Genomic DNA, 23,885 nt, shown 5'->3' with positions numbered 1-23,885 from the left:
CGATTTTTATTTTACTCTTATGTCCCAAAATTCTGATCTTTTTTAAAAAAAAGTACATCGGAAATCTCAGGCTAAAAATAATGGTTAAATCCAAAGAATAAGACTCATTTCGATAGATAGGGTAGGTTAGCTTGTCCAGCTGGAATTTTATTAAAACAGATCTCAACGATAAAGACTTTTTGATCGATTGTCGCTCGTCGGCGGGTTATCAAGAATCTACTCTGAGAGGTGCGTATAGCTTTCCTTTTATTAAGAAGGCGTTTGCGTCGGATCCGGAATCGCAAAAGAAGATGACCGGTCCCATAGAAGAAATTTTGAAACTCATACAGAAAGAAGGAGCGACCCGTGTCATCGTCTTTGACGAAGGGATGGGAATGTTCGCTTCGAGAATGGTTTTCCTTTTGAGAGCCGCGGGATATCAAAACGCGTTTCTCTATGGGAATCGTTGGCCCTCTCAAGGTGTGGCTCTGGAAAAAGGTTCTAAAGAAATGGAACTCGGCCCCGGAGACAAACCGAAAAAACTCGAAGGTGTCGTAGACAAAGCCTTCTTGGAAAAGAATCTAACGCGTCTTCAGATCTTCGATACGAGAACTCAAGAAGAATATGAAGGAAAACTTCCCAGACTCACCGCGCCGGAACCGGGTTCCTTGTGTGGTCGTCTTCCGGGATCCTTTCTTTGGGATTGGAGAATTCTCTACGACGGTCAAGGCAATCTGATCGAAAAAACTCAGTTTAATAAAAAACTCAGATCCTTTCCATTCATGCCGGAACGTACGACCGTGATCTATGATTACAACGGCGCTCGATCTTCCCTCCTCGCTCTGATGTTACGCGAAGTCGGTTATCTGGACGTTCACACGTATCAAGGTTCTTGGTTTGAATGGAGAAGATCCAGTCTTCCAAAACAAGCGGTTTCGGTTTATGGACAAAGCGGATCCAGCGCCGCGGCTCCTCGAGTGGGCGGAACCGATCGTAAATCCTAAGAAGAATTTTTTAAGAACGTTTCGAGCGAGCTAAAAGTTTCCTCGCGTTGACGTATTATAAAAAAGTAAAAAGGGATTCGGAAACGAATCCTTTTTTTTTAAGAATTTTATGTCTTTGCGTGTTTCTTGATTCTATCGTTGTCATCGCTCATCCTAAACTCGGTATTGAAAATGGATCCTCTTTCTTGGAATCAAGGACCTTTTGGAAACGAAGCTTGGAAAGAAATAAGAACTGGATTTTTAAGCGAGATCCATTACTTCAGGTAGTATCTTTTTAGTAGGGAGCTTTCATGTTCTTACGATCGTTTTGGATTCTCACGCTTTTCTTTTGTTTCTCTTTTTGTAATAGTCCTTTTGCAAATTATACAAAACTCTCCCTTCCTGCTGAAAAGTCGTTCTCCTTTGGAAAGGGATTCCAAGCGAACCAAAGGGAAGACGTTTTGGAAATTCGTTCTTCTCAAGGAATCTTTCTCGAACTCTCCTTAAAAACTCCTTTTTTATCCGCGGCCAAGGGAGAACAAAAAGTAAAATCGAAATTTGCTTCTTTTGAAATCAAAGATCAAATCCAAGTTCGCTGCGATTCTCAGAGCATCGATGCGATTTTTTCCAATGAAAAGGAACTCAAAATTTCCGGAAAACTCGAAGGAGAAAATTGTAAGAGCGACTATGAGATTCGTTTTGTTCCGTTAGACGAAACGGCCCTGGAATTTAAGGTAGTATTCTCGGATTCTTCTTTGAATCGTTCTTACATACGGATCCTTTCGGAAGAGACTGAAAATATCTTCGGACTCGGAGAACAATTCTCCCATTTTAATCTAAAGGGAAAAACTCCGTTTTTGTTTACCGAAGAACAAGGTTTGGGAAGGGGAGATCAACCCATCACCGCAGGAGCCAATCTGATGGCGGGTGCGGGAGGAAACGAATATTCCACTTATACCCCGATTCCATTCTTTCTGACTTCCAAAAATCGTTCTCTTTATTTTGAAAACACTTCGTATTCTATATTCGATTTTTCTAAACCCGAAGAGATCACGATCTCGTTTCGAGAGAACGGTCTCAACGGAACGATCTGGAAAGAAGTTTCTCCCGTAAAACTCGTTCAGAAATTTACTCTGAAAACGGGGAAGGCTCCGATACTTCCGGATTGGGCCTATGGAACTTGGCTTGGAGTCCAAGGCGGAAAGGAAGTCGTATTAAAACATATCGAAGAGGCAAAAAAAGCCGGAAACCCTATCACGGCTCTTTGGATTCAGGATTGGGTGGGAAGAAGAAAAACGAGTTTTGGTTCCCAGCTCTGGTGGAAATGGATCGCGGATGAAAAGTCCTATCCCGATTTTAAAAAATTCTGTTCTGACTTAAACGCACAAGGAATTTCTGTATTAGGATATTTGAATCCTTTTTTGGCAAACGAAGGACCTCTTTTCGAAGAGGCGGTTAAAAAGAATTATCTCGTAAAAAACAAAAACGGAAAGGACTATGAGATCGCGACTGCGGGATTTCCGGCTTACTTGCTCGATCTTACAAGCCCGGAAGCCGTGAAATGGATTCAGGGAATCATCCAAAAAAATATGATCGGAGCCGGGCTTTCAGGATGGATGGCCGATTTTGGAGAATGGTTGCCTCTCGACGCGGTTTTGTATTCGGGCGTAAACGCTGAAAGCTATCATAATGTGTATCCGGTCGAATGGGCCCGAATCAATCGAGAAGCGATCCGGCAAGCTGGCAAGGAAGGAAAGATCGTATTCTTTACAAGAGCCGGTTACAGCGAATCGATGAAACATTCCACTCTCTTTTGGGAAGGGGATCAGATGGTGAGTTGGGGAGAACACGACGGTCTTATCTCCGTTCTTACGGGTCTTTTATCCGGGGGCCTTAGCGGAATTTCTCTCAATCACAGCGATATCGGCGGTTATACGACGATCAACAATCCTCTAAAAAATTATCACCGCTCCAAGGAACTGTTTTTGCGTTGGGCGGAATTGAACGTCTTTAGTCCCGTCTTTCGAACACACGAAGGAAATCGTCCCGAAAAAAACCATCAGGCCTTCAGCGACGAAGAAACGATTCGAGAATTTGCGAGATATGGAAAGATGCACTTTGTGTTGAAAGAATATCTGCAAGCCCTCGTAAAAGAAGCTTCTCTCACCGGACTACCCGTGGTTCGGCCGTTGTATCTACACTATCCAAACGACCTCCGAACACACGAGATCAAAAACGAATTTTTATTGGGAGAAGATCTTTTGGTTTTACCGGTTTTAGAAAAAGGAGAATCTTCCGTGGAAGGTTATTTACCCGAAGGAGAATGGGAACATCTCTGGACCGGAAAGATTTTTACGGGCAGACAAGATATCGAGGTGGAAAGTCCTTTGGGTAGTCCCGCGATCTTTTTAAAGAAGAATGGAACTTGGTTTCCGAAGTTGAAAAACGCGCTTCTTCCTTTCAGACGATAAACAATGAAAACGAAAAACAAAGGTAACAGTCGGATCATTAGACAAAGAATCCGTAAAATCGAGGTTTTTTGTTGAAATCGATTTATAGAATATTCAAAAAATTGAATTCATTTTGTATGAGAAATTCAATCGAGAAGTTCGGTCCCGATTTTTGGATAGGTTTTTATAAGAATCCGCTTTTTTTATGCATTCTTTTTTCTTCCGTATTGTCTGCTCAGGAATTTAGAACCGGAGTTCACTTGATCAATCGAGACAAAGTATCTCATACGATCGTTTATACGGAGAGTATGAGCCCGTCTTCTAAGATCTGTTTTGTGAGAAAGTCGACCAAGGCAATGAAAAACGGAATCGTCCCGGTTTCTCTGAGGGAGAACGTAAAAGGTTTTCGGATTCTTTCTCGGGAGAACGATTCGAAAAAATTTCAAACGATGACTACGGCGGTGATTGAGGCGGGAACGACCCTTTCTTGTCTGAGTATGGAACTCGATTCTATTTCTTTTGGAAAAGAAAGATGGAATCAAAAAATCAAGGATCAAACCCTGATTATAGAAAACGGAAGTCTCAGCTTTCAAAAAAAGTAGAAACCTTGGTATAATTATCCAAGGAAGAAGCGACTTGATTCTCCCATTGACAACGAAAAGCGAGTTGCAAAGAGTCTAAAGAATGATGGATTCCATTTTCGAGAAACAAAAAACTCCGATCGTATTCTTTGACGGTGTATGCAATCTCTGCAACGGAGCCGTCTTATTCTTCTTGGATCATAACCCCGAAAAGAACCTTCGATTTGCGAGTCTTCAATCGAAGACGGCGGAACACATTCTTGGAAAAAAAGTTCTTCCGAACGATTCTCCATCCTCTGTTCTCTTTTTGGAGAATGGGGTTCTTTATGAAAAGTCGACTGCGGTTTTGAAAATCGCGATTCATCTTTCCTTTCCCTGGAACCTGGCCCCGATCTTTCGATGGATTCCCGCGTCTTTACGGGACGTCGTCTATGATTGGATCGCAAAAAATCGGTATCGGTGGTTTGGAAAGAGCGAAGCCTGTAGAATTCCGAGTCCGGAATACAAATCCCGCTTTTTAGAATCCTAAAAACAGAACGCTTGTCTCGTTCTTTTTGCAACGCATAAATTCAAAAAGAAGAATGGGGTGTTTTTTCGTTTTTCTTTTTCTTCCTCGGGAAGAATTTCTTTTTCTCCCTTGTCAAGCAGGAAGGTCGGAGAGAAAAGTAGGAACTCCTTCTTTCCTAATTAAGAATCAAATCTCAATAGCAGGGAGGCGGAGCCGAAAAAGGAGCCAATTTACCCAAATTGGACGTAATTCTTCTAATTCTTTTAAAAAATAGGTAGAATCTTTCTTTATCGTTCATTCTTGCTTTGGGAATCGAGCCGAAAAATTCTTGAATGGAATCCCCAAACGAGAAGACTGACTTCAGAAGTTGTTTTCCGTTGCCGACCTTTGGAATAGGCCTCGGGCTCCGAGGTTTTGTTGGCGACATATTTGGGAATCTACAATATGAAAAGAAAAACTGGCTACATTCTGGCGGGATTGCTTGTTCTTGGGCTACTGTTCAGCATCAAATCCTTCGCCAATACAAATTTAGAAGAAATCAAATTGGACAATCAGTATCTTCAGACCTACAGAGGTTCTGAGGGGATCTGGATCGTTCCTAATCGTGTGAAGGAATCCGTTGGCGACCTGGTTCACAACTTTGGAACCACGGAACACGAGATCAAACGGGTCAACGGAATCCCGGACAACGAAAGAATTCCAGTCAACGAACCCGTATTCTTCCCTTACAATGATAATTTTACCCGGAGCTTGCTCCTCGAAGACAAAGGAAGAGAAATTCTTCGTACCGATCAGAGAGAATTTATCTGGCCGATCAGCTTCAAACATTCTTTCGTAACTTCTCGTCTGGGAAGAAGATGGAACGCGATGCATTCCGGAGTGGATATCGCCTGTCCTACCGGATCGATCGTCATCGCGGCGGCGGACGGAGTGGTTCTGGAATCCAAAAAGGATGGGGGATATGGAAATAAAATTCTTCTTTCCCATCCCGGAATCAATCAGATCAACACTCTCTACGCTCACAATTCTCTTCTTTATGTAAAGGAAGGGGATAAGGTCAAAAAAGGGCAGATCATCGCTCTTTCCGGAAACACGGGACATACAACCGGTCCTCACCTTCACTTCGAAGTTCGCTATCAAAACGTAGTTTTAAATCCGGAACACTACCTTCCGGTCTTTCAATCATCTTCCGAGGGTCGTGTTGCGATCGCGCGGGAAACAATCGAACCCTAAAGTGTCCATTCGCCGGGATTTTTGGAATCCGGATCTCTACGAAACTCTTTCCCGGCTTTCTCCCGGGAAAGCTGCATTCGATTTTGATAATACTCTTGTAAGAAACGATTTCGGGGAAGCCGTGATGGAGCTTTTTCTTTCGCAAGGAGTTCCGGCTTATCGGGAAGACATCGTATCTTTTTTTTCGGAGAAGAATCGGGAACGAATTCTCTCCGCAAGATTCAAAGATCCTCTTTTGTTCCGTTCTCTCGTCTTGGAAGAATACGACTTGATCCAAAGAGAGTCGGGTTTGGAAGCTTCCTATCGTTGGAGTTCCTGGATCTTTTCCGGACATTCTCCCGAGGAATTAAAGGCGATTTCTCGGTCCCTCTGGAATCAGCACTCTACGGATTCCGATTCACTTTCCGTAAAGATCTACGAACCTATGAAAGAATTGGTACGTCACCTACAATCTTCCGGTTGGGACGTTTGGATCGTGACCGCTTCTCCTCAAGAAATCATACAATCGGTTTCGACCCTTTTTGAAATTCCGGAAGAGAAGGTTTTAGGAATGCAACTTTCACTTCGGGATGGAATTCATTCTTCTCAAATTTTAGAACCGTTTACGTATGGAAAGGGGAAGGTGGAACGTTTTCAAAACGCAGTCGGTGCGTTGCCCGATCTCGCCTTTGGAGATTCCGTAAACGACTTTCCTCTTTTGGAATCTGCGAAGCTCGGAGTTTTTTTGGATCGAGAAAAAGGAAGCGTCCCTCCGCAGGGAACGAGGATCCAAAGTCTTCGAGGATGGAACGTTCTCGAAGGAGTTTCGATCTGAAGTATGAATGCGGATCCGAAAGGAGTTTTGGTTCTTGTTTCCGTCTCTCTCGGAAATCCCGACGATATAACACAGAGAGCCAAAGAACTATTAGAACATTCTGATATACTCATAGGGGAAGAATCCAGAACAACTTCCACTCTTCTCAAATCCCTTTCCGTTCGGAAAGAATTTTTACTTTGTAACGAACATTCCACTCCCGAAGACATCCGAAGTTTGGGAGAAAAGGTCATCGGCGCGGATCTGACCGTTTTGATTTCGGACGCGGGCACTCCCGGAATCGAAGACCCGGGCCGGGAACTCGTCCAAGAAGTTTTGAGAAGAGGAGGGACGGTGCAGAGCGCGCCCGGCGCCATCGCTTTTGGAGCGGCCCTGAGTATTTCCGGATTCAAAATTTCTCCGTTTACGTTCTGCGGTTTTCTTTCCAGAGAATCTCCGGAGCGTAGAAAAGAATTGGGTCGTTATTTGAAATTCGGACATACGCTCGTCTTCTATGAAACTCCTTATCGTTACAAGGCCGTCCTTCACGACCTCGACTTTGCTCTGAAAGAAGCAAAGGAAGATCGAAACGTTTTTCTTTGTTTGGATCTTACCTTAGAATCCGAATTTCAATTTCGCGGAAAACTTTCCGAACTTCTGAAAATTCTGGATTCTCTTCCGAAAGGAAATCCTGTGATCGTCGTTTCTCAGAAAAAGGGGGGACCTGCGTCTCAGACGGTTCCAAAATCGTTTCCTAAAAAGAATTCTCAAAAACATAAAAACAAAAAGTAAGATCTTTCCGGTTTCGATTTTTCTGCGTCTGACAAAACGATAAATTAGATTCTAAATTTAGAATATTATAAGTCAGGCATATCTATCGCTTTTAAAAACGAGGCTCGATCGTTGAAGATGGATTCGGTGATCGGAAACGGGAAAATTTCTGAAATTTTTTGACAGCGATCGGAAGGTTTCGAGGAGAACGCGGTCGCATTTTGAGTTTGGATGGCAGGTAAAGAGCCGATTTGTTTGGAACCCGTCTTTGCACTGTTAAAGTTTATAATTAGGATTTTTACTTTTTTATTTTTTAAAACGTTGATTCTAAAATTTCCGTTTGGATCCACGTTTGCATAACTAGTTCCGTAGTAATCGAGCCCGATCGCTTGTGCCGAAAAATTTTGACCATTTTTTAAATCTACTTTTCCCTCAAGACAAGTGAATTCCGGTTTCGGCGTATCGAAATTCCACCAACCGGAGGATTGGATTTCGGGATAAATTTGGAAAGGAAGAAACGATTCGCTTTCCATTTCCATAACTTCCTTCCTCGGGCGAGTCGTATCGGTACCGGTTGAAACCAAATTCCAATTTCCTTTTGAAAAACGATACACATTGGAATCGGTAGGATCCGCCAAAGCTTCCATTTCAACGGTAAGAGATTTTCTGGGTTCGATTCGTTTTCCTTCTTCGTCATAAAAAGCGAGATAGAACATACCCGTTGATTCTAAAAGAAGATTCGAACCGATCTGTGTGGGAATTCCCGCAAAAAAATAATCCGCGTGTTTGTTTAGAATTGTGATTCTTGTTTCCACTTTTTTAGAATTGTAAAACGTTCCCGCGGGGATTTTGAGTCTTAAATTTCCGGCGTCTATAACGGTTTCCTGATAGGAAAGAAAAGATTGTACGAACGGTTTTAAAATAGAAAATCCGAAAGCGCCGGGGTTCGAAGGTGATTTGGAAATTTCCCAACGCTCTTCTTGTTTTGTTAAAATTTTGTTTCTTTCATCTTGACTCAAGGTGGGATCACTCGGATCTTCTTGCGAGTTTATTCCCGAGGTAAGGAATAAGAATAAAGATGCTAAGTAAATTGGAAGTCGATTCATAAGTAAGTTATCGTTTTTTACAAAACAAACTTTAGAGGCGGTTTATTTTCTCACGCGGATTCGATTCTTTTTTTGTTCCTATCGGAGCTTTATTTGAAGAAAGGGATCGATTGAAAGATTGTTTCGAAGCGTTTCCAATCCGACTGGAAACGAATCTTGGAAAAAACTGGGATTTGCTAAAGGCCCCTCGATAGACGAAAAAGATGAGGGGCTTTGAGGTCTCAAAGCATTAGAATTTCTTTAAATACTCGGGCATCTCCGGCAAAGTATTTTCCGTCCAAACCCAGTCTCCGACAAGCGAAACGATAGGGGCCGATTCTCCATCTAAGATGGCGACTAACGCTTTTTTGAGATCGTTCTGTGACGTGAGTCGAAACGGAATGTTCGGGAACCGAGAGGAGAAAGAAGATTCTTCTTGTTTTGCGACGTATTGGAGAAAGAAGTCGGGAAAACTCAGGCCGGATTCTTTTTGAAGTTGGATGAGATCTTGGAGATCCTTGTTTTGAGATTTTTTTCCCATTCTCTGAAGGATGATCGTAATTCCCCGAACGCTCTGGCTAAAAAACGAACCCGCGCGGATGATCTTTCGATGAGACGGTTTTTGAATCGCCCATTCTTCCATTTTTCTTTTGATAAAAGCAAGAGAACCGTAAAAGGGTTGAAGGTGAGGTCTATAATAGTAAGCGGAGTAACCTACACTCAGAGTGGGTTTTAGTTTTTCTTCGATTGCAAGCATCGGATCTAAACAAAATTTTTGCGCGTCTTTGATGTCGCTCTCGGGTGTTTCCGAAACCGGATAACCCAGGTTTCCTCTTGCGGGAGTGTAAACAAAAAGATCGATCTTATCGATCCCGTTCTTCTTCAAACCTTCATACAAAAGTTCTAATGATGCTTTCGGATCGTCCAGATTGATCTTCGTAATCGTAAGATCCGCTTCGGGAAGGGCCGTGTCCTTACTCGTCGTGGCGACAATCTTCCAATTCTCTTTTTTATTCTTTGCGAATTCTCGGACGGCTTCCACCGCGCTTTGGCCGGCGACTCCGCTCGTCCCGATGATGAGTGCATTTTTTGACATGAAAATCTCCGTTCGCAGGAGATAGTCCTCAAGAAGTGTTCTTTGTCTTTCTATTTTATGGAGAATTTAGAAAAAATAGAAGGGTCGATCCAAACTTCGTCCAAGAATTTTTTGAAATCGGCCGGAGGAGGACAAAGAATTTGTTCTTCTTCTCCTTCTTTTTCTTGAAAGGAAACTCCGAGTGCGTGCAAAAGCGAGCGTTTTGATTGTGGAATTTTTTTACCGCCTAACGATAGTTTATCGGACATTCCATAAACTGGATCGCCTACGATCGGATAACCCTTTTCACTCAGATGAAATCGGATCTGATGCCTTCTTCCCGTATGAAGTTTTGCCAGAAGCACGGAATAGTTTTCTTTTGGATTTCGTTTTAAAGTTATAAACTCGGTAACCGCTTTGTCACCTCCGGAGAATACTTTTTTTACTCTTTTATTTCCGTCTTTGAGATAGCAGTTTTCCGTAAAACGATCCTCGGAAACAATTCCCACCGCGATGCAGAGATAGATCTTTGTGGACGTTTTTAAAATCTGATCCGCTTCTTTGTTTTTTTCCGGGTCGGTGCAAAAGAATACGAGGCCGCTCGTATCCAAATCCAAACGATTTACGGTTCTTAAAAAAGGAAGAGCGAGTTGATTTTGAAGAAGATCGGAGAAGTTTTCTCTTTTGGAATCTTTGGTTGCGTGGACCGGAATCCCGGCGGGTTTTTCGGCAAAAAGAAAAGAATCCGATTTGTAGAATATTCTAAAATTGGAATGTTTTTCAGGCATTCTTTTGTCTTAGATCCAAGAGAGAACTTCTGAAATTCTTTTCGTCTTTGAGAATGGAAAAAAAAGTTCGATCGGTGGTTTCCACGATATGAACCGCCTTTGCTACGAGTTCTTTTCCTTCTCCCGTAAGAAAAAGGCAATTGGCTCGGGAGTCTTCCGGATCCGGTTTTCGCGTTAGTAGTTTTTTTGATTCCAGACTCCTAAGAACTTTGGAAGTCATCATCACGTCCGTTTTTGCGTGTTCGGCGAGTCTTACCTGCGTGGCTTTCTGGCCTGCTTCTTCAAACCAAGCCAAACTCGCGAGGAGCACAAATTGAACGTGCGTTAGGTCCAGGGTGAGAAGATCTTCCCGGATTTTTTTCTGCCAGAGATTTGTGATCTGCCAAAATAGAAAGCCAGTACTTTCTTCCGCCCGTTCTTCTTTGAATATGGATTTGGATTTCATAATCTTCTTTTTACCAGTTTCATTCTAATTTTTGAACTCGGGTTGTAAAGTGGGATTGTATGTCTTTTTCGAACGAATTCTCCGGAAGTAAAAAGTAAGAATTCTTGGACCAAGGATCGGAAATCGAAACGTCTTCCAGAGGTTTTTCGAATCCTTTTTTTCTTTCGGTCCTGATTTTTTGTGTTTCATGCTTTTCGGATTTGAATTCTTGCCATAGAATTCTATTTATTTGGAATAGGTCAAAAAGGTCTGATCTGCGCTTGTTACTTTATAAATTTCCCTGAGAAAAGGAATCGGAGTGTTGTTATCTTATAAGAGGCGGATATGAGAAAAGAGATACCGACTATATTTTTGATTCTGCTACTTTCTTCCTGCGCCCAAGCGGATAAGTTTAGTATGGATTCTTCCAATCCCCTGGCGCTTCTGGGTCAGATTGGATGGACCTTGGGATCCATTCCTGCGAACACAGGAACCGGTCTTCAATTTGTGGCTGTGGGAAGCAATTGTTCTTCCTGGACCAGTTCCGATGGGATCAGCTGGAAATATAGTAATGCCCGTTTTTCCGGGTGTGTTGACGGAGCCGTTTCCAGCGTTGCCTTTGGAAATGGAACCTGGGTCGCTGTGGGAACTCTTACCGCAAACGGTGGTTGCGGGATCTGGTCGAGTAAGGACGGAGAAACCTGGGCAAGGTCCAACTGTGCGGCCGGCTTGGTTTCGATCAGTGGAACCCCAACCTCAGTCGTTAAGAATCTTTACACAGTCACTTTCGGCGGAGGTTTCTTTTTTGCCGCCGGGGAACATATCGCCTCTCAGACCGGCGTCGGATTTTACGGACAGATCTCGAGTGACGGAAGCGCTTGGCAATTTCTTTCGATCCCGGATGGATCGACCTATATCGGATCGGATTATTATTTTTCCAGTTCTTACAGTTCCGTACATTCGGAAGTTTATTTTAGCGGTTTTCACAATGTGAATCCGGAAATCGTTCAGATGTCGGTTCCTTCGACCGCGAGTTCTTCGATTTCCATTTCGACGGCTTCTACTTTTAAAACGGGGATTCTCGCGCTCAAGTCCGGAAAAATTTTAGTTTTCGGCGGAGACGACGATACAAATCCGACTGCGAGTATTACAAAAATGGCAACTACGGCTCCGGGGATCGGTGCCAGTTCGATTTTGAATACGGGGGTTCCCGGTTTTATCAATACCGCGGTCGAAGGGAAAGATAAGATCGTAGTCTTTGGAAATCAATGTACATTGGATTTTTACAGCCTCAGTCTTCAGGTTTGGCATCCTCCGATAAGTTCTCCGGCTCCTGAAATGTCCAATTGTTCTCGTCTGGACTGGATGTCTTCCGCATACAATTCGACTTTGGATTTGTTTGTATCGGGGGCCAGAGTTACCGGAAGTGTTCCCACTGCGTTTAGTTATTCCAAAACCGGTCTTCCCGCGGATTGGACCGTGGTCGCTCAGGCGGACGCTGGTTCCCCCGGCCCGAGTATATTAGGAATTGCTACTAAATAGATTTTGAAATTGATTCTTAGTTCTTTATTTTGTTTATTTTGGGATGTTGCGGTTTTGATTTTACGATGACCTATAAAAAATATGTTTCAATTCTGATTTCGATTCTTCTTTCTTTGGTTTCCTGCGCCGAAGCGCATAAATACAGTTTTGATTCTTCCAATCCTCTTGCGATTTTAGGAGAGATTGGTTGGAGTCTCGCGGCCGCAAACAATCTGAAATATCCTTTCGTCGCAGTCGGAGCCTCTTGCGCATCTTGGTATTCGGTCGACGGAAACGATTGGTCTTACAGCTCCACTCGTTTTCCTTCCTGCAACGCAGGGGACATCAATTCCGTTGCTTACGGAAATGGAACCTGGGTTGCCGTAGGAACTTTAACTTCCGGCGCCGGTTGCGGGCTTTGGTCGAGTAAGGACGGAGAAACCTGGACTCGTTCCAATTGTGCAAACAATGGGGGCGGGAATTCTAATTTTCAACTCTACTCTGTGGCTTATGGAAACGGAACCTTCTGGGTGGGCGGAGACAAAGAAGGGGCGGGGACCACCGTTTCCTTTTACGGATTGAAATCTACGGATGGAATTTCTTGGCAATACTTTCCGATCGATACGGGAGGTGCTAACAATATTCCAGATTTTGCAAGTACTACTTCCTTTGATTCCGTAAATTCGATCGCTTATTTCGGTTTTACGAATTCGGTCACCGGAAACATTTCCAAGTTTCGGGTTGGGACGAGCTCTTGGTCTCAAAACGGAGACGGAGATATTCTTCCGAACCTCGCAAGCAGCAAGAAGAACGTCTTTGCTCTGAATTCTGGAAACGTAGTTTCTTACGGAGACGATGCAAACGGCGGCGGAGCGCTCAGTGTGTTTAACGGAACGATTTGGGGCGGGCAGACTGCCACAACAACTTCTTCCAAAATCAACGTGATGGCCGAAGGAAGTGATCGGATCTTTGCATTTGGAAACGCCTGCACCTTGGATTACACTTCCGATCTTACCGGTCTTGCAGGATGGATTGGATTTTCAGGAACTCCGATCATTGTCGGAGGTTGTTCGGGTTTACACTGGAGCGCCGCGACTTACAACGCAAAACTCAAATTGTTCGCCTTGGGTTCCACGGGGACCGGTGGAAGCAATCCTTCCACGTTTGCGGTTTCTTCCACCGGGCTTCCGGGCGATTGGAAATTAATTCCAATCACTCAAAGTGGAATTCCCGGTCCGGCGGTTCTGTCGATCGCAGCCAAAACAAATTGAAGAATTTTTTTCTCTGAAATCCATTTCCAAGCTTTGTTCAAGCTGCTTCTGCGAGTTTTGCGAGATTCTTCATTGCGCCAGGCAATTCTTCCCGAATTTTATTTCCGATCACTCTGGAAAATAAAAAGGAAAGCGGTCCAGAGAACGTTACCGTGTGGACAAACTTAGTTCCGGAATTTGTAGGAATCAGTTCGTGTCTGAATTCTAATTTGCAGAGGGGAAGGTTTGTAAGATCGGAAAATAATTCTTTGTCTTTTACTTCCATCAATCGAAACCAAGTTTTTGGTCCGCCCTTTGGCTTGAGCATTCCCTTACTTCCGACTTTGAATTCTCCTTTCAAAAAAGATTCTTCAATTTCGTGATCCCAGGTTTTCCAATTGGAAACGTCTTGATAGACTTTCCAGAGTTGGGTCGGACTGGCCTTTGTGATTTCTTCGTGTTGGATACGTTTCATTTTGTTCCTCATTCTTAATTATAAATTTAATTATTATAATCGTGATTATAATTTCAAGTCTATTTTTTTCCTGAAGGGAGTTTTGGATTGACAGAATTCTGCTATATTAGACAAAAAAAGAGAAATGAACCCAGCCACGGAAGAATTGGAAGCAGGGAAAGATCTTCCCTCCAGCGAACACATCACTGAAGTCGTTAAAGAAAATCTAAAACTCATCCGCCATACGAAAGGGTTTTCCTTAGACAAACTCGCCTCCCGTTGCGGAGTCAGTCGGGCTATGCTTTCTCAGATCGAACAAGGAAAGAGTGTTCCTACAATTTCCGTTCTTTGGAAGATCGCAAACGGTCTGAATGTTCCTTTTAGTGAACTTCTAAAAGAGAAGGGAACCGAAGGGATTATCGTGATGAAGGCTGAAAACACAAAGGTTTTGTTTTCCAGTTCCAAAGTCTTTTCCAGCCGCGCACTTTTCCCTTATAACGGAAATCGAAAGACTGAATTTTATGAACTCATTTTAAAACCTGGTGGGATCGAGGTTGCGGAATCGCATCAATCGGGAACCACGGAAAACATCGTGGTAGTTTCCGGGAAACTTCGTCTTCGCGTCGGAGAAAAGGTCGTGGAACTCGAACCAAAGGATTCCGTTTTTTTTAGAGCGGACATTCCGCACGAATATTCCAACCCGACCGATCAGGAAACTCTGATGTATCTTGTGATGGATTACAGAGACGAAATCAATTGATTTCTTAAAAAAAGATCTTTCCATTCTCTGTCTGAAAAGGAGAATCCTCCGGATAATCCTTTTAGGACAAACAAAAGAATGCGTTACCAATTTTCCGCTCGGACCGTTTTTCTTTCCGCGATCATCGTTTCTCTTTCACTTGATTCTTTTTTAGAAGCCGAGAGCTTACCCGTCTCGGCGCCCGATCCGGATGCGGTCTATGAAGAACAAATCTCTTGTCATCCTAACGATTGTATTTCCTTAAAACTCGAAGACATTCTCACAGAAGGCGTGAAGTCGAAGATCTCTCAGTTGATGTCCGAGAACGCCGGAAAGATTCTGATCGATACTTCCGGGGCCGCGCGCAAAATCGATTCGGAAGATTTGGACGATATCAGAACCGTTCTGGAAGAAATTTCCAAGAGAGACGGTAAGGTTGCGATCGAAAGGTTGCATATCGCGATTCGTTCTTTTCAAATTCCGGAACCTCCTTTTCTAAAAGACGTCGGTCTTGTCGGCTGGGACGTTTTCAAGAGAATCTATAAAAAGGTCTATTATAGAAGAACTTCCGATTATCACGCGAAGGTTTTGTATCATCCCGAAACTCTTAACATCTTTCTCGTTTATTTTGTTCATCGTAAATACGGCGATATCTGCGATACCGTTTTTGCAAATTGCAATGAGATCGAATATCTGGACGACGATACATTCGACTTACAACTTTCCCAGGCGCTGAAAGAATCTAGGGAGAAGAAAGTTCCCGTTAAGGTTTCCTTTCGTCAGACGGAGGCGATTCTTCCCGAAGTCAAATTAGATATTGATCATATGAAGAATGTAAATCGTTCCACTCGAATCTACAAATGGATGGCGGCCGGAAAGGAGAGAGAAGTCAAACCGGTGACGAAGTCGAGGTTTCTTGTCTTTCAAGCGGTAGTAACTGCGATCGATTATTCTCTCACTGTCTACGATATGATTTCTGCTTTGATCATGTATAAACCCGCTTCGGAGAGAAAGATCGAGATCAATTATATCGATTCGGAAAAAGGAAAGAAGATCGATTCTGTGATCTTTCTTCCGCCGGACGAAGTGAAAAAATAAGAGAGCGATATTATTTTAATATAGAATTATCCTTTTCGAATGTGCAAAGAATGAGTGAAAAATAAATTCGAAGAATGAAAATCAAAGCCATTCTTTTTGACTACGACGATACCCTGGTGCAGACAAGAAAGGTTCGTTACGGAACTCTGAAGAATCTTGCCAAAGAAAAGTTTCAGTTTGAATTGAAGGATTCTCATATCGACGAGGCTTGGGGTTTACCCGGAGACGATTTTTTAAGAAGGGTCTATGGAAAATATTCCGAAGATTTGGAGAGTCTCTGGGAAGTTTACAATTCATTTTGCGAAAGAGATCCGAATCTTACGTTTCCGGGCGTTGAGGACTTCCTACAAAAATACAACTCACATTTTCATTTTGGAATTCTTTCCTCTTCCAGCGGAAGAAGGGTTTTAAAAGAGATCGAAGGCTTTTCTTTTCCCAAAGATTCTTTCTTTGCGATTCAAACCGCCGAAGACACAAACGTCCACAAACCAAATCCAAAAGTATTTCTTCCCATCTTGGAAGAAGCGCAGAAGAGAAAGCTCGATTCGTCTGAGATTCTCTATGTCGGAGATACGATCGGGGATGCTACCGCTTCGATTGGCGCCGGTTTGAAGTTCTTAGGGATGGCTCACGAAGATTCATCTGCGGAGCTCTTTCAAAAAGAAAATTTGGAATTTGTTTCTTCGTTCTTGGAGTTGGAACGCTGGATCGAGTCTTTGTCTTTTTGAAAGCAAACACTTTGCGGTGATTCTACCGGATGCGGACTTTCAGCCCGAAAATAATCTTTTTTTGAGGAAATTTATTTTGTAGGAACTCCTACAGACTTTGTCGTGAAAGACGGCCCCACCCAAATTTTGGGTGGAGGGGAGAGGTGGCGGGAAAACCTCGCGGTGACTTTTCTCTATCAGAAAATCAAACTTTTCGCAAGTAGAATTCTCTCTTCGATTTTTTGTGGGAACTCCTACAGTCTTTCCGTGAAACGCGCGCCCCACCCTGAACTTGGGTGGAGGGGAGCGGTGGCGGGAAAAAATCGGCGAACTTTTCTATATCACAAAATTCTAATTTTGCAAGAAAAAATTCCCGCGTAGGAACTCCTACAAAACCCCTCTCAAAAACGAGAGGGGAATCAAGAAAAATCTTTTTAACGGAAGAAGATAAACGTAAGAAGAATAAACGTTGGAATCAGAATCGAAAAGGAATACAGAACGTATCCTCCGAAACTCGGCATCTTTACGTTGTTTTCTTCTGCGACGGATTTCACCATGAAGTTAGGCGCATTCCCGATATAAGTAAGCGCTCCCATAAATACGGCGCCCACTGAAATCGATTTCAAAATACTTTCCGCGTGAGGATCCGCTAAGATTTGTGCGACGTCCGTCATTCCCAGAGTTCCCTTCGCTAAAGATAAGAACGTGAGATAGGTCGGTGCGTTGTCAAGAACCCCCGAGAACAAACCCGTTACCCAAAAGAACTGCCAGGTTTCCGTAACACCCAAATCTTTTCCGTGGTGTTCTAAAAGAATCAGAGCAGGAATCATCGTAATGAAAATCCCGATAAAAAGATACGCGACTTCCTGGATCGGATGAAGGGTAAACTTGTTGTGTTCCCTTACGTGTCCTCTCGTGGTCAACTTAGAAGCCACAATGATTCCGATCAAAACTCCTTCTCTGATAAACGCGAGATAGGGATTCTCTGCAATTTCAGGAATGTAGTTTTGGTTGATAAACGCAACTGACAAGACAACTCCCAAGAGCCAGATAAAATTCACCTGACCTTCGAGGCTGATCGGATGTTTGTGTGCGTGATCTTTTTTAATATCCTTTGTTTCTTCTTTTTTGTAAGCGATCGTATCCCAAATAAAATACGTGACGAGAAGAAGAGTTCCCGCTACGAGCAATTCCGGAAGAAGCTTGAAAGTCCAAGTAAACGGAACTCCGATCAAATAACCCAAGAAAAGAGGAGGATCTCCAAGAGGAGTCAAGGAACCCCCGATGTTCGAAACAAGAAAGATAAAAAAGATAACGGTGTGAACCACGTGTTTTCTTTCCGAGTTTGTTTTTAGGATCGGACGAATCAGAAGCATAGAAGCTCCCGTCGTTCCGATAAAGGAAGCGAGGAAGGTTCCGATGATCAAAAAGATCGTATTGTTTACAGGAGTCGCTTCAATATCGCCTTTCAAACGGATTCCGCCCGAAATATAAAAGAGCGCGCCGAGTAGGATGATAAAGGGCACATACTCAAAAACGAGGGTGTGAACGATCTTTCCAAACCAACCGTGGAAAACCAGGATCGCAAAGGAGACCGCGGCCAAGGCCAGAGCCAAGATCAGCTTATTCGTGTTACTCTCCCACCAATGAGAAGTCGTGTGAGAAACGATCGGAAGAAGCGCGATGCTCAGAAGAATCAGAACAAAGGGAATCACACTCCAATACGGAAGGTCTTCTCCTTGAGCTTCGTGATGACCGCCGGTCGCCGCTTCGTCATGGGAAGAATCGTGATTCTCGGAAGACTGAACCTGAGGTTGTGTTTCACCAGTCGGTTCGTCGGCCAAGAGCGCCACTGCGGGCAGAGTAAGAAGGATCGCCAGAAGGACGGATGTAAGTTTTTGTTTCATAGTTCGTATCATCTGAAGAATTTTTAGACATTTTCAGGATTCAGAAGCAAGAGTAAAAGGAAAAAGAATCTCTTTGTCTTTTTTTTCCGTTTTGTGGCATTCCATTTTGCGAACTTTTTTGGATTGCAGAATTTTTCAAGAAAGAGAATGGTTTCTTAAGCAACTCCGCAAATAAATTGTGCAAAAACGGAGTTTGCGGATGTCAGATGGATAGAAGGTTCTCCCTTTGAAGGGATTACAAAAAGAATGGAAGCGTTGTTTACAAAGAAAGCCTGTCTGACCCCGACCGAGATCGAACAGAGATTGAAGTCTGTTTCCATCCAGCCGACGATGCAGAGAATTTCGATCTGTCAGTATGTTCTCTGTGAAGCAGATCACCCCACGGCAGAAGAAGTAAAAGAATGGGTGGATAGCCGTTCTTTTAAGATGAGTCTTGCGACCGTCTACAATACGTTAAACATTCTTGTGAGCGCGGGACTTTTGAGAGAATTCAAATTCTCCTGTCTTGGAAAGTCGGTCTACGACAGTAATATCGTGGATCACTATCATTTTTTTGACGAGGCTTCCGGAAAGTTTCACGATATCGATCCTTCTCTTCTTTCTCTCAGTTCTCATCTTCCATCACAGTTTCAAGTAAACAAGACCGACATCTTGCTTACCGGAAATCTGGATTCTAATCCTAAAGATTGATCGCTTCTCCCAACGCCACTCCGAAGGATTCCATTACGGTTTCTGAAAGTGTGGGATGGGCAAAAATCGTAGAAGCGATTTCCTTCGCCGTCAATTCCTGAGTGATTCCGAGAGCGACCGCCGGAAGAAGTTCCGTCACACCGGGGCCGATGAGATGCGCGCCTAAGATTTCTCCGGAATTTTTATCCACGATTACTTTTGTAAAACCGCCGGCGTCTCCCATCGCTCGAGCGCGGCCGTTTCCGATAAACGGAAATTTACCGACGCTGATCGTATAACCGAGATCGATCGCTTTTTTTTCCGTGAATCCTATGGAAGCGACTTCGGGATGACAATACGTACAACCGGGGATCGCATTGTAATCGATGGGCGTATAACTGAGGTTATGCGGATTTCCTGCGTGGATCGAAATCGCTTCGGCGGCCTTGATTCCTTCCATGGAAGCGACGTGTGCGAGAAGAGGGGGGCCGTTGCAGTCTCCGATCGCGTAGATATGAGAGACGCTAGTTTTGTATTTTGTATCGGTTTTTACAAAACCTTTTTGTAAAAAAACTCCGATTTCTTCTAAGTTCATCGAATCGGTGTTAGGAATAAGACCGATCGAAACGAGAATTTTTTCAGCCTCTAAGATTTCTCCTGCTTCCGGAAGATTTTTTCCCTTTAAAAGAACTTTGACTTTTCCGTCCTTTAGTTCCGGACTGGAAACTCCAACTCCGGTCAAAACACGGATGCCTCTTTTTAGAAAGGACTTTTCTAAGAATGTCGAAATCTCTTTATCTTCCACGGGAAGAATCTGGTCCAGCATTTCGACTAACGTGATTTTGGTTCCCATCGCGGAATAGAAGTCGGCGAACTCGACCCCGATCGCACCGGCTCCGACGATCAAAAGGGATTCGGGAATTTTTTCCAACACCATCGCGCTTCTCGAAGATAAAACCGTCTTTCCGTCGAAAGGAAGACCCGGAAGTTCGCGGGCTCTCGCACCCGTCGCGATGATAAAATACTTGGAGACGATTTCTTCTTTGGAAGTATCGGGCAGCCAAATCGTATTCGAATCTTTGAATACGGCGGTTCCCTTTTTTCTTGTGATCTTATTTTTATTTAAAAGAAATTCCACACCCGAGGCCATTGTGTCGGCTACGTCCCGGGAACGTTGTACGATCTTTGGAAAATCGGGTTTGGCTCCGTTTGAATCGATCCCGAATTCTTTCGCCGAATGCATTTTTTCCAAAAGATGAGCCGATTCCAAAAGAGCCTTCGTGGGAATACAACCCCAGTTGAGGCAGATTCCTCCCGGTCTTTCCTTTTCGATGATACAAACATTCATTCCCAATTGAGCGCCTCGGATGGCGGCGACGTAACCGCCCGGCCCCGCTCCGATGACGGTAAGATCGTAGGATTCTGGCATAAAATTCTCCCGAGTTATTAGATGAGTCTTTCTCTACGTTGGGCAAGGACTTTTTGAAAGAATCGAATCCTCTTCTTCCTTTTCGAAAAGAAAGAATTCTATTTTTTTGGATGAATTCGGAGCATTTTATTTTCGGAGAAAAGTGAAAACAATTGTCGATCTCGAATCTTGACTTGTTATTTGAATCGGAATTCGATGCGAGATAGAAACGGGAGAATCGATTGAAAAAAGGTCTCAATCCAAAAAAACGGAAAACGCTTGCGATCCTAAAAATCGTCTTTGCGATTCTTCTCTTACTTTTAACAAACTGCGCCACAACCGAATTCAAAATTCATTCCGTAAAATTGGAACGAAAAGAAGCGAACAATCTTTATTTTCGTTTGATCACCGATATCGACTTTTTGGACAAACGAGAATGCAAAGGTCACCACTGTTTTTTTCGTTTTGAATTTTATCCGATCGAAAGAGGAAATCCGAAACGCAAAGTATTCATCGGAAATGCTTTACTGAGAAAGGAATTTCCTTGGGATGAATCCGGAGTGAAGAGGCAATTTGAATTCGCTCGCAATCGTTCCGGGCCAACATTTTCCATTTATAAATCCAATTACTCGGAAGAGGGAATCGCGGAAGAAGAAATGATCACCTCCATTGGTTCTAAATCGGATAAAGAATTCGAATATCTTTTTAAGATACCGTTGGAAATGGGAGATACCGGAGAGAGTTGGGAAGATCCGAGTTTAAACGACGAAAGAGTCGCCGAATACTATAATTTGAAAGCAGGGACTACTTATACGTTCTGGGGAAAAATCGTGGGGCCGACGTTTCCGTTTACGATCGGGTTCACGTATCGGATTTTCCCTTATTTCTTTCTTGGAATCCGATCGCAACTCTATCGTTGGGAAGTGACGATTCCAAAATAAGAAAAGGAACATTTTCAAGGAAAAGGAAACTAAGCGCTTTTTCTTTTTAAAACCAGAATCATTCTTCCGGCGGAATTCTTAAACTTGGTTTCGTTAAAGCCGGAGTAGACGTGCATGATTTCGAATTTATGTCTGAGGATCATCTTTTCGATCTCGGGAAGATAGAAAACGCGCATAACGTGTTTGTCTCTGATTTCACGGGTATTGATCTGATAGATATAGTTGACTTCCACCATCGTCGAGGTATCGGCCCTGACCAGACGAAAACCTCTGTTTCTCTGAATCGTCGCGTTCTGAGATTTGATCTGAGCCACGGGAGTGATCGGTTTTCTTTTGATCGCTCGGAGTGGCTCCGCGTTCCAGACTTCCAAAATGGCAAGACCCGCCGGTTTCAAATTTTGTTCGATGAGCTTGAGAGTGGAATCGATCTCTTCGTTCGTTAAGAGATAGTTAAACGAACCGAAAAGACTGATGACACAATCCAAAAGAAAACCGGATTGATACTTCTGCATGGGAGCAACGTCAAACTTGCAGTGAGAATATCTTTTTTTTGCGACGTCGATCATCCGCGAGGAAGAATCGATTCCCTTGGGTCTGTAGCCGAGGGATTGAAAGTAACGGACGTGTTCTCCGGTTCCGCAGCCCATATCCAAAATCGTCATGATTCTGTGTTTGCGGAAAAGGCGATCTAAAAACTTAGCTTCCGAATCGATCTTACGAGCGGGTTTTTCAATATCAAAGTAGAATTCTGCGAGTTCGTTGTACAACTTCATAAAAATTGGTTCAGAGGTATCGGAATCTGCCCGTTAACTATATTAACGGCACCCAGCTTATGAAAATCCAACATTTCGGAATCATTTTCGTTTTTTTTAATCGATCTCTTTTTGCTCAATCCAAACAGATAAGTCTTTCTCAGGAATTTTTATCGGGAGACACCTTGATTTTGGGAGGAATTTCGATTTCACTTCTCTTCCTCTTCGGATTGGTTCTCAAGGAGAGCGTTCACAAACCGGAAGAAAAAAAGAACCCGGTCGGATCTTCGGAAACGAAGCTCGAATCTTTTTCTGTGATACAACCAAAAACACAATCGGAGAATGCGGTTTTATCGGAACGGTCCGTCGATCGTTTTGTAAATCCGAACAACGTCTCGGCGAGACAAGCCAAATCGCAGATCACATGGAAGAGAGAAGTTCCAACACATCCGGAGTTGATCGTCGCCCATCAAAAATTTTTGGAACAACTTAGCGCTCGGATTCAAAACGCGGAGATCTATTTTTTAAGCGGGGACGTTTCCCTTCTTTTGGCTTCGAAACGGGGAAGAGTTTTTCATCTTCCTGAATCTCCGGAAGAATGGAATCTTTCCGAAAAAACTTTGAAAGAGATCCATCAAGGAAGAATCGGCTTTCAGGAAGAATTTGCTTATATCCCTCTTTCGACCGGAATTCATCCGTTCGGATATCTCAAACTTACCTCAGTGGATTGGAAACTTTTGAATCCGAGAGAATTTCAATCCTGGAAAGAGGAATACGAGGAACAAGTCTCGGTTCAGTTTGAATCTTCCGATTCGGAAACCGGTTTCGGAAATATCCACGCATTCGAAGTCGATAAGATTCGGATTCAAGAGAATATTCTAATTTTTGCAAGTATCTCGACTTCTTCTTCGCTTCCTTACATTCTAAAATGGATGTCTCTATGGACTTCTAAAATTCTTAGAAAACAAATTCGTTTTTATAGAATCCGTCAGGATCGTGTGGCTTTCTTTTTGTCCCCGGAAGACTGGGAACAATTTAGCAAGAACCTAAAAGAACTCATCGAATCCTTACAAAAGGAAAGTCATCCTGTCGATCTGAATCTCGGAGTTTCCATCTTGGAAGAAAGTCGAGAAGAATGGGTTGCAAACGCAAGAAAGGCTCTCGGTCTGTCGATCGAACAAGGACCGAATAGGTATATTTGTCTGTGAGTATCGATCCATTACTCGACGAGAAATTCATTCTTACCATTTCTCAGATCTTTCCGGAATATCTGGATAAGACCTTAAACGTCGCTGCAATACGCGAAGCGTTCGGACCTTCCAAAAACGAAGGACTTTGTTACGAGAACTGTACGATGGTCGAATTCAAAGGTGAGGTCGAGGGAAAATTATTTCTTGCGATGGACGGTTATACGAAGTTGAAATTACTTCCGATGATCGCAAGATCCTTTCACATCGATCCCACCGTTCGAGCGGACGCACCTTCGATTCTTATGGAATTTGCAAATCAGATCTGCGGGTCTTTGATTTCCGAGATGCGTCTGGGAAGATTTGAAACCGAACTCCTTCCTCCCGAAATTCTAAATCACAAACTCGTTTCGATCGATCTCGAAACCTATCGTCAATACATTCTGATTTACTTTCTAAAAGACGCCCGCGAAAAACAATATCTGGGAAGAATCTATCTCATCCTTCTGATGAAAAAGTTTTGAATCACGTTTGAATCTCCGAAATCAAATCGAGTCTTTTCTTAGGCGCGGGCCTTAATTT

At 43.3% G+C, this 23,885-nt stretch carries 24 protein-coding genes; 16 read left to right on the top strand and 8 right to left on the bottom strand.

Annotated elements, in window-relative coordinates; genetic code table 11:
- Positions 1 to 131 precede the first annotated feature (131 nt).
- The 7 genes from A0128_RS12270 (at position 132) to rsmI (ending at position 7,319) form a co-directional block, all read left to right on the top strand.
- Positions 132 to 983, top strand: a complete 852-nt coding sequence (locus A0128_RS12270; protein ID WP_069607782.1) for a sulfurtransferase — start codon at positions 132 to 134, stop codon at positions 981 to 983.
- A gap of 290 nt (positions 984 to 1,273) precedes the next feature.
- On the top strand, positions 1,274 to 3,433 hold the full coding sequence (locus tag A0128_RS12260; protein WP_069607780.1) for an alpha-glucosidase: 2,160 nt from the start codon (positions 1,274 to 1,276) through the stop codon (positions 3,431 to 3,433).
- Positions 3,434 to 3,549: 116 nt separating this feature from the next.
- Entirely contained in the window at positions 3,550 to 4,014 is a 465-nt protein-coding gene (locus A0128_RS12255) for a hypothetical protein (protein WP_069607779.1), read from the top strand.
- A gap of 82 nt (positions 4,015 to 4,096) precedes the next feature.
- Positions 4,097 to 4,522 carry a thiol-disulfide oxidoreductase DCC family protein gene (locus tag A0128_RS12250; protein WP_069607778.1) on the top strand — a complete coding sequence of 142 codons (426 nt, stop codon included), beginning with the start codon at positions 4,097 to 4,099 and terminating at the stop codon, positions 4,520 to 4,522.
- A gap of 423 nt (positions 4,523 to 4,945) precedes the next feature.
- Positions 4,946 to 5,734: a M23 family metallopeptidase gene (locus tag A0128_RS12240; protein ID WP_069609273.1), complete on the top strand. Its 789-nt coding sequence runs from the start codon at positions 4,946 to 4,948 to the stop codon at positions 5,732 to 5,734.
- 1 nt (position 5,735) lies between these two features.
- Positions 5,736 to 6,548: an HAD family hydrolase gene (locus A0128_RS12235; RefSeq protein WP_069607776.1), complete on the top strand. Its 813-nt coding sequence runs from the start codon at positions 5,736 to 5,738 to the stop codon at positions 6,546 to 6,548.
- 3 nt (positions 6,549 to 6,551) lie between these two features.
- Positions 6,552 to 7,319 (top strand): 16S rRNA (cytidine(1402)-2'-O)-methyltransferase, encoded by a 768-nt coding sequence (gene rsmI / locus A0128_RS12230; RefSeq protein ID WP_069607775.1) that lies wholly within the window; start codon positions 6,552 to 6,554, stop codon positions 7,317 to 7,319.
- Positions 7,320 to 7,384: 65 nt separating this feature from the next.
- On the opposite strand, the gene A0128_RS22360 is transcribed toward rsmI, so the two are convergent.
- The 4 genes from A0128_RS22360 to A0128_RS12210 all read right to left on the bottom strand — a co-directional run bounded on the left by A0128_RS22360 (position 7,385) and on the right by A0128_RS12210 (position 10,691).
- A complete protein-coding gene (locus A0128_RS22360) occupies positions 7,385 to 8,317 on the bottom strand; it encodes a hypothetical protein (RefSeq protein WP_245667150.1) in 933 nt (310 codons plus the stop codon).
- Between the two features lie 316 nt (positions 8,318 to 8,633).
- Positions 8,634 to 9,479 carry a hypothetical protein gene (locus A0128_RS12220; RefSeq protein ID WP_069607773.1) on the bottom strand — a complete coding sequence of 282 codons (846 nt, stop codon included), beginning with the start codon at positions 9,477 to 9,479 and terminating at the stop codon, positions 8,634 to 8,636.
- A gap of 50 nt (positions 9,480 to 9,529) precedes the next feature.
- Entirely contained in the window at positions 9,530 to 10,246 is a 717-nt protein-coding gene (locus A0128_RS12215) for an RluA family pseudouridine synthase (RefSeq protein WP_069607772.1), read from the bottom strand.
- On the bottom strand, positions 10,239 to 10,691 hold the full coding sequence (locus A0128_RS12210; RefSeq protein ID WP_069607771.1) for a MarR family winged helix-turn-helix transcriptional regulator: 453 nt from the start codon (positions 10,689 to 10,691) through the stop codon (positions 10,239 to 10,241). Before A0128_RS12210 ends, A0128_RS12215 begins: the two co-directional genes overlap by 8 nt.
- Positions 10,692 to 11,015: 324 nt before the next feature.
- On the opposite strand from A0128_RS12210, the gene A0128_RS12205 reads away from it, so the two are divergent.
- Both A0128_RS12205 and A0128_RS12200 read left to right on the top strand, forming a co-directional pair.
- Positions 11,016 to 12,212: a hypothetical protein gene (locus A0128_RS12205; protein WP_069607770.1), complete on the top strand. Its 1,197-nt coding sequence runs from the start codon at positions 11,016 to 11,018 to the stop codon at positions 12,210 to 12,212.
- A 65-nt stretch (positions 12,213 to 12,277) separates the two neighbouring features.
- Positions 12,278 to 13,462 (top strand): hypothetical protein, encoded by a 1,185-nt coding sequence (locus A0128_RS12200; RefSeq protein ID WP_156781831.1) that lies wholly within the window; start codon positions 12,278 to 12,280, stop codon positions 13,460 to 13,462.
- A gap of 37 nt (positions 13,463 to 13,499) precedes the next feature.
- Here the strand turns inward: A0128_RS12200 and A0128_RS12195 are convergent, their stop codons facing one another.
- Positions 13,500 to 13,916: an SRPBCC family protein gene (locus A0128_RS12195; protein WP_069607768.1), complete on the bottom strand. Its 417-nt coding sequence runs from the start codon at positions 13,914 to 13,916 to the stop codon at positions 13,500 to 13,502.
- Between the two features lie 124 nt (positions 13,917 to 14,040).
- On the opposite strand from A0128_RS12195, the gene A0128_RS12190 reads away from it, so the two are divergent.
- The 3 genes from A0128_RS12190 (at position 14,041) to A0128_RS12180 (ending at position 16,460) form a co-directional block, all read left to right on the top strand.
- Positions 14,041 to 14,655: a helix-turn-helix domain-containing protein gene (locus A0128_RS12190; protein WP_069607767.1), complete on the top strand. Its 615-nt coding sequence runs from the start codon at positions 14,041 to 14,043 to the stop codon at positions 14,653 to 14,655.
- 78 nt (positions 14,656 to 14,733) lie between these two features.
- Positions 14,734 to 15,732, top strand: coding sequence for a hypothetical protein (locus A0128_RS12185; RefSeq protein ID WP_069607766.1), 999 nt, complete (start codon positions 14,734 to 14,736; stop codon positions 15,730 to 15,732).
- A gap of 74 nt (positions 15,733 to 15,806) precedes the next feature.
- The gene (locus A0128_RS12180; RefSeq protein ID WP_069607765.1) at positions 15,807 to 16,460 is read left to right on the top strand and encodes an HAD family hydrolase; all 654 of its coding nucleotides are present in this window, start codon (positions 15,807 to 15,809) and stop codon (positions 16,458 to 16,460) included.
- A gap of 413 nt (positions 16,461 to 16,873) precedes the next feature.
- Here the strand turns inward: A0128_RS12180 and A0128_RS12170 are convergent, their stop codons facing one another.
- Positions 16,874 to 18,346, bottom strand: coding sequence for a sodium:proton antiporter (locus tag A0128_RS12170; RefSeq protein WP_069607763.1), 1,473 nt, complete (start codon positions 18,344 to 18,346; stop codon positions 16,874 to 16,876).
- Between the two features lie 246 nt (positions 18,347 to 18,592).
- Between A0128_RS12170 and perRB the strand changes: the two genes are divergently transcribed.
- On the top strand, positions 18,593 to 19,036 hold the full coding sequence (gene perRB / locus A0128_RS12165) for a peroxide-responsive transcriptional repressor PerRB (protein ID WP_069607762.1): 444 nt from the start codon (positions 18,593 to 18,595) through the stop codon (positions 19,034 to 19,036).
- Here perRB and lpdA read toward each other — a convergent pair.
- On the bottom strand, positions 19,026 to 20,444 hold the full coding sequence (gene lpdA, locus A0128_RS12160) for a dihydrolipoyl dehydrogenase (RefSeq protein WP_069607761.1): 1,419 nt from the start codon (positions 20,442 to 20,444) through the stop codon (positions 19,026 to 19,028). The genes perRB and lpdA overlap by 11 nt on opposite strands.
- A gap of 221 nt (positions 20,445 to 20,665) precedes the next feature.
- Here lpdA and A0128_RS12155 point away from each other — a divergent pair, with 221 nt between their 5' ends.
- Positions 20,666 to 21,364 carry a hypothetical protein gene (locus A0128_RS12155; protein WP_069607760.1) on the top strand — a complete coding sequence of 233 codons (699 nt, stop codon included), beginning with the start codon at positions 20,666 to 20,668 and terminating at the stop codon, positions 21,362 to 21,364.
- A 29-nt stretch (positions 21,365 to 21,393) separates the two neighbouring features.
- On the opposite strand, the gene A0128_RS12150 is transcribed toward A0128_RS12155, so the two are convergent.
- Positions 21,394 to 22,137 carry a class I SAM-dependent DNA methyltransferase gene (locus A0128_RS12150; protein WP_069607759.1) on the bottom strand — a complete coding sequence of 248 codons (744 nt, stop codon included), beginning with the start codon at positions 22,135 to 22,137 and terminating at the stop codon, positions 21,394 to 21,396.
- Between the two features lie 59 nt (positions 22,138 to 22,196).
- Between A0128_RS12150 and A0128_RS12145 the strand changes: the two genes are divergently transcribed.
- Positions 22,197 to 23,324 (top strand): hypothetical protein, encoded by a 1,128-nt coding sequence (locus A0128_RS12145; protein ID WP_069607758.1) that lies wholly within the window; start codon positions 22,197 to 22,199, stop codon positions 23,322 to 23,324.
- The gene (locus tag A0128_RS12140; protein ID WP_069607757.1) at positions 23,315 to 23,827 is read left to right on the top strand and encodes a chemotaxis protein CheX; all 513 of its coding nucleotides are present in this window, start codon (positions 23,315 to 23,317) and stop codon (positions 23,825 to 23,827) included. Before A0128_RS12145 ends, A0128_RS12140 begins: the two co-directional genes overlap by 10 nt.
- Positions 23,828 to 23,885: the final 58 nt, after the last annotated feature.

Source organism: Leptospira tipperaryensis, assembly GCF_001729245.1.
Lineage (GTDB): Bacteria > Spirochaetota > Leptospiria > Leptospirales > Leptospiraceae > Leptospira > Leptospira tipperaryensis.
Note: the sequence above shows the minus strand (reverse complement) of the source record. Positions and strands in the feature narration are given on the sequence as shown.

What these genes read in the sequence shown, in the direction of transcription:
- A0128_RS12260 (WP_069607780.1), top strand. Translation starts at nt 1,274, where the DNA reads ATGTTCTTACGATCGTTTTGGATTCTCACGCTTTTCTTTTGTTTCTCT.
- A0128_RS12255 (WP_069607779.1), top strand. Translation starts at nt 3,550, where the DNA reads ATGAGAAATTCAATCGAGAAGTTCGGTCCCGATTTTTGGATAGGTTTT.
- A0128_RS12250 (WP_069607778.1), top strand. Translation starts at nt 4,097, where the DNA reads ATGATGGATTCCATTTTCGAGAAACAAAAAACTCCGATCGTATTCTTT.
- A0128_RS12240 (WP_069609273.1), top strand. Translation starts at nt 4,946, where the DNA reads ATGAAAAGAAAAACTGGCTACATTCTGGCGGGATTGCTTGTTCTTGGG.
- rsmI (WP_069607775.1), top strand. Translation starts at nt 6,552, where the DNA reads ATGAATGCGGATCCGAAAGGAGTTTTGGTTCTTGTTTCCGTCTCTCTC.
- A0128_RS12220 (WP_069607773.1), bottom strand. Translation starts at nt 9,479, where the DNA reads ATGTCAAAAAATGCACTCATCATCGGGACGAGCGGAGTCGCCGGCCAA.
- A0128_RS12215 (WP_069607772.1), bottom strand. Translation starts at nt 10,246, where the DNA reads ATGCCTGAAAAACATTCCAATTTTAGAATATTCTACAAATCGGATTCT.
- A0128_RS12210 (WP_069607771.1), bottom strand. Translation starts at nt 10,691, where the DNA reads ATGAAATCCAAATCCATATTCAAAGAAGAACGGGCGGAAGAAAGTACT.
- A0128_RS12205 (WP_069607770.1), top strand. Translation starts at nt 11,016, where the DNA reads ATGAGAAAAGAGATACCGACTATATTTTTGATTCTGCTACTTTCTTCC.
- A0128_RS12200 (WP_156781831.1), top strand. Translation starts at nt 12,278, where the DNA reads ATGACCTATAAAAAATATGTTTCAATTCTGATTTCGATTCTTCTTTCT.
- A0128_RS12195 (WP_069607768.1), bottom strand. Translation starts at nt 13,916, where the DNA reads ATGAAACGTATCCAACACGAAGAAATCACAAAGGCCAGTCCGACCCAA.
- A0128_RS12190 (WP_069607767.1), top strand. Translation starts at nt 14,041, where the DNA reads ATGAACCCAGCCACGGAAGAATTGGAAGCAGGGAAAGATCTTCCCTCC.
- A0128_RS12185 (WP_069607766.1), top strand. Translation starts at nt 14,734, where the DNA reads ATGCGTTACCAATTTTCCGCTCGGACCGTTTTTCTTTCCGCGATCATC.
- A0128_RS12180 (WP_069607765.1), top strand. Translation starts at nt 15,807, where the DNA reads ATGAAAATCAAAGCCATTCTTTTTGACTACGACGATACCCTGGTGCAG.
- A0128_RS12170 (WP_069607763.1), bottom strand. Translation starts at nt 18,346, where the DNA reads ATGAAACAAAAACTTACATCCGTCCTTCTGGCGATCCTTCTTACTCTG.
- perRB (WP_069607762.1), top strand. Translation starts at nt 18,593, where the DNA reads ATGGAAGCGTTGTTTACAAAGAAAGCCTGTCTGACCCCGACCGAGATC.
- lpdA (WP_069607761.1), bottom strand. Translation starts at nt 20,444, where the DNA reads ATGCCAGAATCCTACGATCTTACCGTCATCGGAGCGGGGCCGGGCGGT.
- A0128_RS12150 (WP_069607759.1), bottom strand. Translation starts at nt 22,137, where the DNA reads ATGAAGTTGTACAACGAACTCGCAGAATTCTACTTTGATATTGAAAAA.
- A0128_RS12145 (WP_069607758.1), top strand. Translation starts at nt 22,197, where the DNA reads ATGAAAATCCAACATTTCGGAATCATTTTCGTTTTTTTTAATCGATCT.